The following is a 12430-nucleotide window of genomic DNA, read 5'->3' on the forward strand; positions in this document are numbered from 1 at the left end:
ACTTGACGCGGGGAACCGCGCCCACCCAGACACACAAAGGGAAGACAATGGCAGAACTATCGATCAGCCCCGACGTCATCCGTGACGCGCTGAAGAACTTCGCCGACGCCTACGAGCCCACCGGCGCCGTGGCGACCGAGGTCGGCACCGTCATCGACGCGGCCGATGGCATCGCGCACGTCGAGGGACTGCCCGGCGTCATGGCCAACGAGCTCGTCACCTTCGCGGACGGCACCAAGGGCCTGGCCCTGAACCTCGACGAGCACGAGATCGGCGTGGTCGTCCTCGGCGACTTCACCGGCATCGAGGCCGGCCAGGAAGTCACCCGCACCGGCGAGGTCCTCTCGGTCCCGGTCGGCGACGGCTACCTGGGTCGCGTCGTCGACCCGCTCGGCAACCCGATCGACGGACTCGGCGCCATCGCGACCGAGGGCTCGCGTGAGCTCGAGCTGCAGGCGCCCGGCGTCATGCAGCGCAAGTCGGTCCACGAGCCGATGCAGACCGGAATCAAGGCCATCGACGCCATGATCCCCGTCGGTCGCGGCCAGCGTCAGCTCATCATCGGCGACCGCCAGACGGGCAAGACGGCCATCGCGATCGACACGATCATCAACCAGAAGGCCAACTGGGAGTCGGGCGACGTCAGCAAGCAGGTCCGCTGCATCTACGTCGCGATCGGCCAGAAGGGCTCGACCATCGCCTCCGTCAAGGGCGCGCTGGAAGAGGCCGGTGCCCTCGAGTACACGACGATCGTCGCCGCGCCCGCGTCCGACCCGGCCGGCTTCAAGTACCTGGCGCCCTACACCGGCTCGGCCATCGGCCAGCACTGGATGTACGGCGGCAAGCACGTCCTGATCATCTTCGATGACCTGTCGAAGCAGGCCGAGGCCTACCGTGCCGTGTCGCTTCTGCTGCGTCGCCCGCCGGGCCGCGAGGCATACCCGGGTGACGTCTTCTACCTGCACTCGCGTCTGCTCGAGCGCTGCGCGAAGCTGTCCGACGAGCTCGGTGCCGGTTCGATGACGGGTCTGCCGATCATCGAGACCAAGGCCAACGACGTCTCGGCCTACATCCCCACCAACGTGATCTCGATCACCGACGGCCAGATCTTCCTGCAGTCCGACCTCTTCAACGCCAACCAGCGTCCGGCGGTCGACGTGGGTATCTCGGTCTCGCGAGTCGGTGGTGACGCTCAGGTCAAGTCGATCAAGAAGGTCTCCGGAACGCTGAAGCTCGAGCTCGCGCAGTACCGTTCGCTCGAGGCGTTCGCGATGTTCGCATCCGACCTCGACGCGGCCTCGCGTCGTCAGCTCGCCCGTGGCGCCCGTCTGACCGAGCTGCTCAAGCAGCCGCAGTACTCGCCGTATCCCGTCGAGGAGCAGGTCGTCTCGATCTGGGCCGGAACCAACGGCAAGCTCGACTCGCTCGAGATCGAGGATGTGCTGCGCTTCGAGCGCGATCTGCTCGACTACCTGCGTCGCAACACGTCGATCCTCGACACGCTGCGCGAGACCAACGTCCTCGACGACGCCACGGTCGCAGAGCTCGACAAGCAGACCGACGCCTTCATCCTGGAGTTCCAGGGTGGCAAGGGCCAGTCGATCGGTGCTCCGGGCAACGAGCAGGTCTCGGCCGAGGATGCCGGTGACGTCAGCCAGGAGAAGATCGTCAAGGGTCGTCGCGCGTAATCGCGTGAGGTACTGATTCATGGGCGCTCAACTCAGGGTCTACAAGCAGAAGATCTCTTCTGCTCAGACGACCAAGAAGATCACGAAGGCGATGGAACTCATCGCGGCTTCGCGCATTCAGAAGGCGATGGCACGCGTCAAGGCGTCCAGCCCCTTCGCGCAGGCCGTGACGAGGGCCGTGTCCGCCGTCGCGACGCACTCCAGTGTCGATCACCCGCTCACTCGCGAGGCAGAGACGATCCGCCGTACGGCGGTCGTCATCTTCTCGAGCGACCGTGGTCTCGCCGGCGCGTTCAACTCCCAGGTGATCCGTGAGGGCCTGGAGCAGGGCGAGCGTCTGCGCGAGCTCGGCCGCGAGCCGGTCTACTACCTGGTCGGTCGCAAGGCCGTCGGGTACTTCCAGTTCCGTCGGATCGAGTCCGCGGCCGAGTGGATCGGCGACACCGACACGCCGTCGTTCCACACGGCGGAGGAGATCGCGCACACGCTGCAGCAGGCGTTCCTGCGCGGCGGCGAGTCCGAGGGCGTCGACGAGATCGTGCTGGTGTACAACCGCTTCGTCAGCATGATGACGCAGGAGCCCACGGCTCTGCGTCTGCTGCCGCTCGAGATCGAAGAGGCTGAAGACACCGCGAGCGCGGCCGTCTACCCGCTCTACGAGTTCGAGCCCGACGCAGAGACCGTGCTCGACGCGATCCTGCCGGTGTACATCCAGAGCCGCGTGTTCAACGCCCTTCTGCAGTCCTCGGCCGCCAAGCAGGCCGCGACGCAGAAGGCGATGAAGTCGGCGAGCGACAACGCCGACAAGCTGATCACCGACTACACCCGCCTGCGCAACAACGCTCGCCAGGCGGAGATCACCCAGCAGATCGCAGAGATCGTCGGTGGAGCCGACGCCCTCTCGTCGAGCAAATAAGACCATCAGGAGAAGAGACGAGATATGACCACCACCGCCACGGCTGAGCAGCCGGCGACCGCGGTCGTCGGACGCGTTGCACGCGTCAACGGTCCGGTTGTCGACATCGAGTTCCCGCACGACTCGATTCCCGAGATCTACAACGCCCTCAAGACCACGATCACGATCGGCGAGGACTCCACTGAGATCACGCTCGAGGTCGCGCAGCACCTCGGCGACGACCTCGTTCGCGCCATCGCCCTGAAGCCGACCGACGGCATCGTCCGCGGCCAGGAGGTTCGCGACACCGGTGAGGCCATCTCGGTCCCCGTCGGCGACGTGACCAAGGGCAAGGTCTTCAACGTGATCGGCGAGGTCCTCAACGCCGAGCCCGGCGAGACCATCGAGGTCACCGAGCGCTGGCCGATCCACCGCAAGGCGCCCAACTTCGACCAGCTCGAGTCGAAGACCACCATGTTCGAGACCGGCATCAAGTCGATCGACCTCCTGACCCCCTACGTGCAGGGTGGAAAGATCGGTCTGTTCGGTGGTGCAGGTGTCGGCAAGACCGTGCTCATCCAGGAGATGATCCAGCGCGTCGCGCAGGACCACGGTGGTGTGTCGGTGTTCGCCGGTGTCGGCGAGCGCACCCGTGAGGGCAACGACCTCATCCACGAGATGGAGGAGGCGGGCGTCTTCGACAAGACCGCCCTCGTCTTCGGCCAGATGGACGAGCCGCCGGGGACCCGTCTCCGTGTCGCGCTCTCGGCGCTGACCATGGCGGAGTACTTCCGCGATGTGCAGAAGCAGGACGTGCTGCTCTTCATCGACAACATCTTCCGCTTCACGCAGGCCGGTTCCGAGGTCTCCACGCTGCTGGGCCGCATGCCCTCGGCCGTGGGCTACCAGCCGAACCTCGCCGACGAGATGGGCCTCCTGCAGGAGCGCATCACCTCGACGCGCGGTCACTCGATCACCTCGCTGCAGGCGATCTACGTGCCGGCCGACGACTACACCGACCCGGCTCCGGCGACCACGTTCGCGCACCTCGACGCCACCACCGAGCTCTCGCGTGAGATCGCGTCGAAGGGTCTCTACCCGGCCATCGACCCGCTGACGTCCACCTCGCGGATCATGGACCCCCGCTACCTGGGTGAAGACCACTACCGCGTCGCCACCACGGTGAAGCAGATCCTCCAGAAGAACAAGGAGCTGCAGGAGATCATCGCGATCCTCGGTGTCGACGAGCTCTCGGAAGAGGACAAGATCGTCGTCTCCCGCGCACGTCGCATCCAGCAGTTCCTTTCGCAGAACACCTACATGGCGAAGAAGTTCACCGGTGTCGAGGGCTCGACCGTCCCGCTCAAGGAGACCATCGAGTCGTTCGATGCGATCTGCCGCGGTGACTTCGACCACGTCGCGGAGCAGGCGTTCTTCAACGTCGGTGGCATCTCGGACGTCGAAGAGGCTTGGGCGAAGATCCAGAAGGAGAACGCCTGACCATGGCGCTGCACGTGAGCCTCGTCTCCGCTGATGCGGAGGTCTGGACGGGGGAGGCGTCGCTCGTCGTCGCCAAGACCGTCGAGGGCGAGATCGGCATCATGTCCGGTCACGAGCCGGTGCTGGCCATCCTCGCCCAGGGCGAGGTCCGCATCACTCAGACCGACGGCAGCAAGGTGCTCGCGAACGCGCAGGATGGGTTCCTCTCGATGGAGGGCGACACCCTGACGATCGTGGCAGGCAACGCCGCTCTGATCGCCTGACAGCAAGACAACCCGGCGTCCGCCTCGGTCCGTGCCCTGCACGTTCCGAGGCGGACGCTTCGTCTGTGTGGAGCCCATGAAGATCCTTCTGCCCCCATCCGAGACCAAGCGTGCCGGCGGCACCGGCCGTCCTCTGCGCCTCGACGCGCTCGCTCTGCCGTCGCTGACCGCACAGCGCGCAGAGGTCGTCGATGCCCTCGTCGAGCTCAGCTCCGACCCGGCCGAAGCGCGACGTGTCCTCAAGCTGAGCGAGCGTCAGGCGGGTGACGTCGAGCACAACCGGATGCTGCGCACGGCCCCCACGATGGCCGCGATAGACCGCTATACCGGAGTGCTCTACGACGCGCTCGACGCCGCATCGCTCGACGCGGCCTCACGGCGGTGGCTCGGCTCGCATGTGATGATCCATTCCGCTCCGTTCGGACCGATCGGCGCACTGGATGAGATCCCCGCCTATCGCCTGGCCGCAGGGACGTCGCTTCCTGGCATCCGCCCGCTGAAGCGGCATTGGGCGGAGGCGACGTCAGCCGCACTGTCCGACTGCGGTTTCGTCCTCGACCTGCGCAGCGAGTCGTATGTGGCGCTCGGGCCCGTCGCCGGAGTCGTCTCCTCGGCTTATGTGCGGGTGGTCACGGACAAGGGGCGTGCGCTGAATCACTTCAACAAGAAGGCGAAGGGCGCGTTCGTGCGTGCGCTTGCGACGACACGCCCGAGAGGGAGCACCGTCCCGGCGCTGATCGCGTGGGCCGACGAGCAGGGCATCCGTCTGCGAGAAGCGCAGGATGCCGGTGTTCTGGAGCTCGTGGTCGCCGACTGACCTTCCACGGCCGGCCTCGCGAGCGGTGATGCATCGTTGCCCGGGGTGCGGACGCTTCGCTAGCATGACCGTGCGCGAGATGCGCACGGGGGAGCGAAACCGCTTCCTCTCAACGAGGGAAGTGGTTCACTCATGGACTATGGCGACTACGGGGGCTATGAGGGCCTCGCCGCGATGTTCGCCCTTCTGGGCATCCTGCTCTTCATCGTCGGGCCGATCATGTATGTCCTCTCGTCGATCTTCATGATGAAGATCTTCGAGAAGGCCGGTGTTCAGGGCAAGTGGAGGGCGTGGGTGCCCGTCTACCGGGAGATGATCTTCTTCAAGCTCGGCGACATGAGCCCCTGGCTCGTGCTGTACGCCCTCGGCGCCACGATCCTGCTGTCGTGGACCGGCATCGGCAGCATCTTCGGTCTGGTCTTCACCGCCCTCTTCGCGATGGCCGGCTGGCGCGTCGGCCTCAAGCTGCAGAAGGAAGCGGCATGGGTCATCCTGTTCGTGCTGCTCAACATCGTCTGGATGGGCATCGTCGCGTTCGACCGTTCGCGCTGGAACCCCAGCATCGCGCCGGCTCCATGGGCGGGCAACAGCTTCCTGGGCGACAACACCGTGTGGGAGGGGATTCCCGCGCAGCCCGGCCAGAGCGCGGCTCCCGCGACCGGCTACGCAGCTCCACAGGGCTATCAGCCTCCGGCACCTCAGGGATACCAGCCGCCGGCTCAGCCCGGTTACGCCCCGCCTGCTCAGCCCGGTTACGGCCAGCCGACGCAGCCGGGCTACGGCGCCCCGCACAACCCGGGTGCTCCTGTTCCGCCTGCGCCGGGCGCCCCGGTGCCTCCTCCCGCCACTCCGCCTGCGCCCCCCGCGCCGCCTGCAGCGCCGCCGACCGCCCCGCCCGCGCCTCCGGCCCCGCCCGCGTCGCCCAACGACCCGACGCAGCCGCCCGCGTGAGCTGATCCGATGAAGAAGCCCTCGACGACGTCGAGGGCTTCTTCTCATCGTGATGGCGGACGACGCGTCCGGAGGCCCCGATAGTGTGGATGCATGGCTACCTCGCAGCGCCGCGTCGGCGCATCCGGACTCGTCGTATCCACCGCCGGTCTCGGCTGCAACAACTTCGGCCGTGCCGGCACCGTGACCGAGACGCTCGAGGGCACGCGCGCGGTGATCGACGCGGCGCTTGCGAACGGTGTCTTCTTCTTCGACACCGCCGACATGTACGGCGCCGACGCCGGACGCAGCGAAGAGCTGATGGGGGAGGTGCTCGAGGGGCGCCGCGACCGCGCAGTGCTCGCGACCAAGTTCGGTCACGAGCGCGATATGGGCTACGACTTCCCCGGCGGGCGCGGGTCGCGTCGGTATGTGCGCCATGCGGTGGAGCAGTCGCTGCGGCGCCTGCGCACCGACTGGATCGACCTTTATCAGCTGCACCTTCCCGATGCGCAGACGCCGATCGCCGAGACCATCGACGCGCTCGACGAACTCGTCGACGAGGGCAAGATCCGCTACTACGGGCACTCGAACTTCACCGGCTGGCAGATCGCCGAAGCCGAGTTCACCTCACGTGCCCGGTCGACCGGCCGCTTCATCTCGGCGCAGAATCACTACTCGCTTCTCGCCCGCGCCTCAGAGCGCGAGGTGCTTCCCGCCGTGAACAGGTACGACCTGGGCTTCTTCCCGTTCTTCCCCCTGAAGAACGGCCTGCTGACGGGCAAGTTCACCCGCGAAGGCGGGCCGTCGGGTAGTCGGATCATGGAAACGCGGCAGCACATCTGGGCGGACGCCCCGTGGGACGCGCTCGAGCGGTACCAGCAGTTCTGCGTGCAGCGCGGCATCTCGATGCTGCAGGCGACGTTCGGCTGGCTGCTCGCCCAGCCGGGTGTGTCGAGCGTGATCGCCGGGGCCACGAGGCCGGAGCAGGTCGAGGCGAATGCCGAAGCGGCCGACGCGTGGACCCCTGGTGCGGCCGACCTGGCCGAGATCGATGCGCTGTTCCCGCTCGTCGACGACCCGGCCGACCGGATGTGAGCGCGCGCACCACTACGATGAACATGAACCCTGCGGCGTCCCCGCCGCTCAGCAGTCCGACGGAGAACCCACGTGCCTGAGACCACGACGCAGACGTTCCGCGTCAGCGATGAGCTGGAGCTCACCTGGGCGGGGATCACAGACCGCGGGCGCCGTCGCGAGAACAATCAGGACTCCTTTCTCGCGAAGTACCCGCTGTACATCGTCGCCGACGGCATGGGCGGCCATGCGGGCGGCGAGATCGCCAGCCAGGCGACGGTCGACCGGCTCTCCGACATGGTCGATGCAGGACACATCGACGACGATCGCATCCTCGCCGCTCTGCAGCTCGCCGTCGACGACATCCACCAGCATCCGGACACCACAGACGAGGGAACGGGCACGACGCTGACCGGCGTCTATCTCGACCGCGGCGAAGACGGCTGGCGCTGGATCTCGCTGAACATCGGCGATTCCCGGGTCTACCTCGAGCGCGACGGACGACTCATCCAGGTCACCACCGATCACTCGGTCGTCCAGGAGCTCATCTCATCGGGCAAGATCAGCCCGGAAGAGGCCGACGCGCATCCGTACAGCAATGTGATCACGCGTGCCGTCGGCGCGAACGAGCTGGTCTCTCCTGACTACGTGGCGATCGACGTCGTCGACGGGGATCGCTTCATCATCTGCTCAGACGGTCTCACCAAAGAGCTCACCGACTACGGCATCCTGCACTTCCTTCGCGAGAACTCCGAACCCGCAGCTGCAGTGAGCGCGATGGTGGAGGCTGCGCTCGAGAACGGCGGGCGCGACAACGTCACGCTGATCGTGCTGAACGTGCGGTACACGGGTGCTTCCGAAGACGACGGCGATCACGGCGCGGCACAGGAGGAAGCCGATTCGGCCGAAGCTGAGCACTCTCCCTCCACAGAGCCCTCGACCGCGGATTGACCAGGCCCCGCCTGTGGAGAGGCGGGATCTGATTCCATCGATGGGCTGAAATGGGCGGATGGATGCCACGACCATCGTCCTCCCCGCAGCCCCGGCCGAGCCGGCACGCCCGCAGCTTCCGCTGCTGGCGGCGATCGTGCCCGTCATCGCCGGCATCGTGCTGTGGATGGTCACGGGTTCGCTGTTCTCCCTGTGCTTCGCCGCCATCGGACCGTTGATGCTGCTCGCGTCGTTCTTCGACGGGGTGCGGGCTCGGCGGCGTGGTCGCAGACGAGCACAGGACGAGACCGATCTCGCCTGGCGGCGCGCTGACGAGGAGCTCGCGCGGCTGCACGATCAGGAGCACCAGATGCTGTGGCACCGAACTCCTGACGCAGCGGGCTGCCTGCTCGACCCGCCCTTGCGCGGACGCGTGCCGGTGGGTTCAGGCACCGAGGTGGTGATCGGGCGCGGGGATGGGCGCAGCAGCGTGCGCGCCTCGGGTGGCGATGACGAACGGGCCCGATCCTTCCGCGAGCGTGCGCAACGGCTCGCTGACGCACCGGTCATCGTCGAACTCGGTGGCGGCATATGCGTCCGCGGTCCCGAGCCCGTCGCGGCCGCCATCATCCGGGCGCTCGTGACGCAGCTGTGCCTCCGATTCGGGCCGGCAGAGCTCAGTCTGCACGGCGCGGGCGTCGCCTCCTGGGGATGCGACGCGTTCCCGCACGCCGGCCGGCGTCGTGCGCGCTTCCGGCTGCGTCTGGGGGAGGGCTCGGATGCCGCGGACGCCGTGATCTGCATCCGGACCCCCGGTGCAGAGCCGCCGGAGGGCGTCACCACCGTGCTCGACTTCACAGCCCCCGGCAGAGCGCGGGCGCGCACTGCCGCTGGTGTTCGGGAGCTCTCCCTGGAGGGACTGTCGGTGCGGCAGACCGCAGCGATCGCGGTGGGAACGGCACGCCGCGACGACGAAGGGTCCGAGGTGCCCGACACGGTCGCCCTCGCCGAGATCGATCCGACTTCCGGTGGCGACGGGCGGCTCGCCGCTCGGTTCGGCCGCGGACAGCATGGCGACCTGCTGATCGACCTCGTCGACGACGGACCGCACGCGATCGTCACCGGGATGACAGGCACGGGCAAGAGCGAGCTGCTCACCAGCTGGGTGGCGGCCATCGCCGCAGGACACAGTCCGAGCGAGGTGGCATTCGTGCTGATCGACTTCAAGGGCGGAACGGCGTTCGAGCCGCTGCGCACCCTGCCGCACGTCGTGGCCGTTGTGACCGACCTGGACTCGGTCGGTGCCCGCCGCGGCGTCGGCAGTCTCAGCGCCGAGCTGCGACGGCGCGAAGCCGCCCTCGCGGCGGCAGGTGCTCGTGACGTGCGCGAGTGCCCCTCGCTCGGGCGTCTGGTGATCGTCGTCGACGAGTTCGCCGCACTCGTTCAGGAGCACCCGGATCTGGCGCAGATCTTCACCGACATCGCCGCCCGCGGGCGGGCGCTCGGGATGCATCTCGTGCTCGGGACCCAGAGGGCCGGGGGAGTGATCCGGGACGCCCTGGCCGCGAACTGTCCGCTGCGGCTCAGTCTCCGTGTCGCGGAGTCGGCGGACAGCCGTCTCGTGATCGGCTCGGACGCGGCCGCCGATCTGCCTGGCGGGTTGGAGAGCCGAGGTCTGGGCTACGTGCGCCGCCCGGAGGATGTCGAGCCTCATCCGATGCGGGTGGCTCTCACATCGCCCGCCGACCTGGCCGCCGTCGCGCAGCAGTGGGCGAGAGCGCCCAGGCAGGGCAGCCCATGGCTGCCACCGCTGCCGTCCGTGATCGATGTGCCCCCTGCGGCTGCCGATGACGCGCAGGATGCGGTGGTGCTCGGTCGCGCCGACGATCCGGACCACCAGAGCCAGCCCTGGGTCCGCCTCGCGCGCGGCGAGGCGCTCGGGGTGATCGGCGGTCCCGGTTCGGGAAAGAGCACGCTGATCCGGGCGCTGCGGACCCAGCTGCCCGATGCCGTCGTCGTGCCCACCGACGCGGAGGAAGCATGGGACGCTGTAGCCGAGCTGTCCACCGGTCGTCACGGCGTGGTGCTGTGCGACGATCTCGACGTGCTGGTCGCACAGTATCCGTCCGAGCATGCGCAGCTATTCCTGAGCCGCTGGGAGACGATCGTGCGGTCGCCGGCCGGCGCGGTCATCACGGCCTCGCGCTCGTCGGGTCCGGTCGGGCGGCTGCTGGATGGACTCGCACGCCGCGCTCTGCTGCGGGTGGGCAGTCGGGTCGAGCACGTCGCCGCCGGCGGTGAGTCGGGCGCGTTCGATCCGCATCGTCCGCCTGGACGCGCCTGGGTCGACGGTCGTGACGTGCAGCTGTGCTGGACGGATCGCGCACCCGCGGGCGACCTCGTCAGAGCGGTCGCCGGCTGGCATCCGCGCCTGCGGCGCTCCGGGGTGGTGACACCGGCTGTCGAGGGCACTCGGGCCGCGCTGGCTTCCGCTCACCCCGGCTGTCGGGTGACGACTCTGGCTCAGCTCGGTGCGACGGCGGAGGTCCCGGATGCCGGCGATGCGCCCGTCGTGATCGTCGGCGACCCCGAGGAGTGGCGTTCGCAATGGGCGCGGCTGCAGCGCATCCGAAGCGAGGGGGAGCTGATCATCGCCGCCGAGTGCGCACCGGAGCTGCGTCAGCTCGGCGGCGTGCGCGAGACGCCGCCCTTCGCCCGACCTCATGAGGGCAGGGCGTGGGCGGTCGAGTCGGGGCGTCGTCCCCGCAGGGTTCGGCTGGGGTGATCGCCGGGGTCAGATGCCGGAGCCGGGGCGGATCATCCCGACCGCCTGACCGCCGCCGAGCACCTCCAGGGGCAGAGCGTTCGCCAGGGCCGCGACATCCGACTCGCCGAGGGCGCCGGCGCGCGCGAGCAGAGTGGCCGCGACGATGGCTGAAGCCCGGCTGCTGCCGTCGAGCATCTTGCTGGCGACGGTCGTGCCGTCGGGTGCGACCATGACCATCACGCCCTCCGCGCCGTGCTTGGCGAACACGCCGAGCGTCTCGATGGCGATGGTGTCGGGTTCGCCCGGACCGGCGATGGTCCACGGGTTCTCGCGCACGGCGCGGACGAGCGCACCGGCGACACGATGCAGCGCGAACGGCGAGCGCTCGGATGCCGAGCCGATTCGGTGGATCGCGCGGGCGAGGCCCAGAAGGGTGATCGCGTGGACGGGCGCTCCGCAGCCATCGATCGAGGTGTGCGCGATCTTCTCGCCGGCAAGGCGCTCGACGACCTCGCGGATGTGCACCTGCAGGGGGTGGGTGGGGTCGAGGTAACCTTCGGTCGGCCAGCCGGTCGCCACGCACGCGCGCAGCATGAGGGCGTGCTTGCCGGAGCAGTTCATCCGCACGCGCGCCTTATCGGCATGATCGCGGATCATGTCCCGACGGGCTGCCGCGTCAGAGGGCCATGCGGCCGGGCAGCCGAGGTCGTCTTCGTTCAGGCCGCCGGCGGCGAGCATCTCGCGCACGACCTCGACATGCCGATCGGTGCCGCTGTGGCTGGCGGTGCCGAGCGCGAGCTGCTCGCCCTCGAGTGCGGCGCCTGCTGTCACGCTGGCGATCGCCTGCAGCGGCTTGAGGCTCGAGCGCGGAAGGACGAGCGCCTCGGCGTTGCCGTGCTGCGCGATGACCTCCCCCTCGGGGGAGAGCACGACCGCAGCACCCGCATGGCGGGACTCCACGAAGCCGTTGCGCTCCACGATCGCGAGTTCGACAGCGTCAGCGATGGTGAGAGTCTCGAGCACCAGACAAGCCTAATGCGCCGCACAGTGGCAGACTGGCGCAATGGCTCCGCTCGGCGAACACCACTACGCGCTCACCACCACCTGGACCGGAAATCGTGGCACCGGTACGAGCGGATACCGGGACTACGCGAGAGACGTCACCATCAGCATCCAGGGCAAGACCGATCTGCTCGCGTCATCCGACAAGCCGTTCCGCGGCGATCCTTCTCGCTGGAATCCGGAGGATCTGCTTCTCGCTGCCCTGTCCGAGTGCCACCTGCTCTCATACCTTCACGCCTGCGTCACCGCTGGCGTCGTCGTGACCGACTACCGTGACGAGGCTGAGGGCGTGATGCGGGAGGACGGTCGCGGCGGCGGGGCATTCGCCGAGGTCGTGCTCCGGCCGCAGGTGACCGTCGCAGACGAATCGATGCTCGAGGCAGCCCGCGACGCGCACCGCACGGCGAACGAGTGGTGCTTCATCGCGAACTCGGTGAACTTCCCGGTGCGTCATGAGGCCACGATCGCGGTCGCGGCCGCTGGCGACTGAGACCGTCGAGA

Annotated in this window: 11 protein-coding genes; 10 read left to right on the forward strand and 1 reads right to left on the reverse strand. The window is 68.3% G+C overall.

Translation table 11 applies throughout. The features are described 5' to 3' along the window. Positions 1-47 precede the first annotated feature (47 nt). From atpA to AB0N59_RS09885, 9 genes are all read left to right on the forward strand, one after another. Complete coding sequence (gene atpA / locus AB0N59_RS09845) at positions 48-1688, forward strand: F0F1 ATP synthase subunit alpha (protein WP_363482238.1); 1641 nt, start codon at positions 48-50, stop codon at positions 1686-1688. A gap of 19 nt (positions 1689-1707) precedes the next feature. Beyond that, positions 1708-2604 (forward strand): F0F1 ATP synthase subunit gamma, encoded by an 897-nt coding sequence (locus tag AB0N59_RS09850; RefSeq protein WP_204976194.1) that lies wholly within the window; start codon positions 1708-1710, stop codon positions 2602-2604. 24 nt (positions 2605-2628) lie between these two features. Then, entirely contained in the window at positions 2629-4083 is a 1455-nt protein-coding gene (gene atpD / locus AB0N59_RS09855; protein WP_363482242.1) for a F0F1 ATP synthase subunit beta, read from the forward strand. Between the two features lie 2 nt (positions 4084-4085). Continuing rightward, positions 4086-4346 carry a F0F1 ATP synthase subunit epsilon gene (locus AB0N59_RS09860; protein WP_182252895.1) on the forward strand — a complete coding sequence of 87 codons (261 nt, stop codon included), beginning with the start codon at positions 4086-4088 and terminating at the stop codon, positions 4344-4346. 76 nt (positions 4347-4422) lie between these two features. Continuing rightward, positions 4423-5163: a peroxide stress protein YaaA gene (gene yaaA / locus AB0N59_RS09865; protein WP_363482246.1), complete on the forward strand. Its 741-nt coding sequence runs from the start codon at positions 4423-4425 to the stop codon at positions 5161-5163. A gap of 132 nt (positions 5164-5295) precedes the next feature. Further along, the gene (locus AB0N59_RS09870) at positions 5296-6114 is read left to right on the forward strand and encodes a large exoprotein (protein ID WP_363482249.1); all 819 of its coding nucleotides are present in this window, start codon (positions 5296-5298) and stop codon (positions 6112-6114) included. A 93-nt stretch (positions 6115-6207) separates the two neighbouring features. Then, complete coding sequence (locus AB0N59_RS09875) at positions 6208-7191, forward strand: aldo/keto reductase (RefSeq protein ID WP_363482252.1); 984 nt, start codon at positions 6208-6210, stop codon at positions 7189-7191. A 72-nt stretch (positions 7192-7263) separates the two neighbouring features. Further along, complete coding sequence (locus AB0N59_RS09880) at positions 7264-8121, forward strand: protein phosphatase 2C domain-containing protein (RefSeq protein WP_363482255.1); 858 nt, start codon at positions 7264-7266, stop codon at positions 8119-8121. A 58-nt stretch (positions 8122-8179) separates the two neighbouring features. Beyond that, positions 8180-10885, forward strand: a complete 2706-nt coding sequence (locus AB0N59_RS09885) for an FtsK/SpoIIIE domain-containing protein (protein WP_363482258.1) — start codon at positions 8180-8182, stop codon at positions 10883-10885. Positions 10886-10894: 9 nt separating this feature from the next. Here the strand turns inward: AB0N59_RS09885 and AB0N59_RS09890 are convergent, their stop codons facing one another. After that, positions 10895-11890: an asparaginase gene (locus AB0N59_RS09890; protein ID WP_363482261.1), complete on the reverse strand. Its 996-nt coding sequence runs from the start codon at positions 11888-11890 to the stop codon at positions 10895-10897. A 40-nt stretch (positions 11891-11930) separates the two neighbouring features. Here AB0N59_RS09890 and AB0N59_RS09895 point away from each other — a divergent pair, with 40 nt between their 5' ends. Beyond that, positions 11931-12419: an OsmC family protein gene (locus tag AB0N59_RS09895; RefSeq protein ID WP_363482264.1), complete on the forward strand. Its 489-nt coding sequence runs from the start codon at positions 11931-11933 to the stop codon at positions 12417-12419. Positions 12420-12430: the final 11 nt, after the last annotated feature.

The organism is Microbacterium sp. NPDC089321, from assembly GCF_040684935.1.
In the GTDB taxonomy this organism is placed as follows: Bacteria; Actinomycetota; Actinomycetes; order Actinomycetales; family Microbacteriaceae; genus Microbacterium.

Excerpts from the sequence above, each read along its gene's own strand:
- atpA (WP_363482238.1), top strand. The coding sequence starts at position 48 with ATGGCAGAACTATCGATCAGCCCCGACGTCATCCGTGACGCGCTGAAG.
- AB0N59_RS09850 (WP_204976194.1), top strand. The coding sequence starts at position 1,708 with ATGGGCGCTCAACTCAGGGTCTACAAGCAGAAGATCTCTTCTGCTCAG.
- atpD (WP_363482242.1), top strand. The coding sequence starts at position 2,629 with ATGACCACCACCGCCACGGCTGAGCAGCCGGCGACCGCGGTCGTCGGA.
- AB0N59_RS09860 (WP_182252895.1), top strand. The coding sequence starts at position 4,086 with ATGGCGCTGCACGTGAGCCTCGTCTCCGCTGATGCGGAGGTCTGGACG.
- yaaA (WP_363482246.1), top strand. The coding sequence starts at position 4,423 with ATGAAGATCCTTCTGCCCCCATCCGAGACCAAGCGTGCCGGCGGCACC.
- AB0N59_RS09870 (WP_363482249.1), top strand. The coding sequence starts at position 5,296 with ATGGACTATGGCGACTACGGGGGCTATGAGGGCCTCGCCGCGATGTTC.
- AB0N59_RS09875 (WP_363482252.1), top strand. The coding sequence starts at position 6,208 with ATGGCTACCTCGCAGCGCCGCGTCGGCGCATCCGGACTCGTCGTATCC.
- AB0N59_RS09885 (WP_363482258.1), top strand. The coding sequence starts at position 8,180 with ATGGATGCCACGACCATCGTCCTCCCCGCAGCCCCGGCCGAGCCGGCA.
- AB0N59_RS09895 (WP_363482264.1), top strand. The coding sequence starts at position 11,931 with ATGGCTCCGCTCGGCGAACACCACTACGCGCTCACCACCACCTGGACC.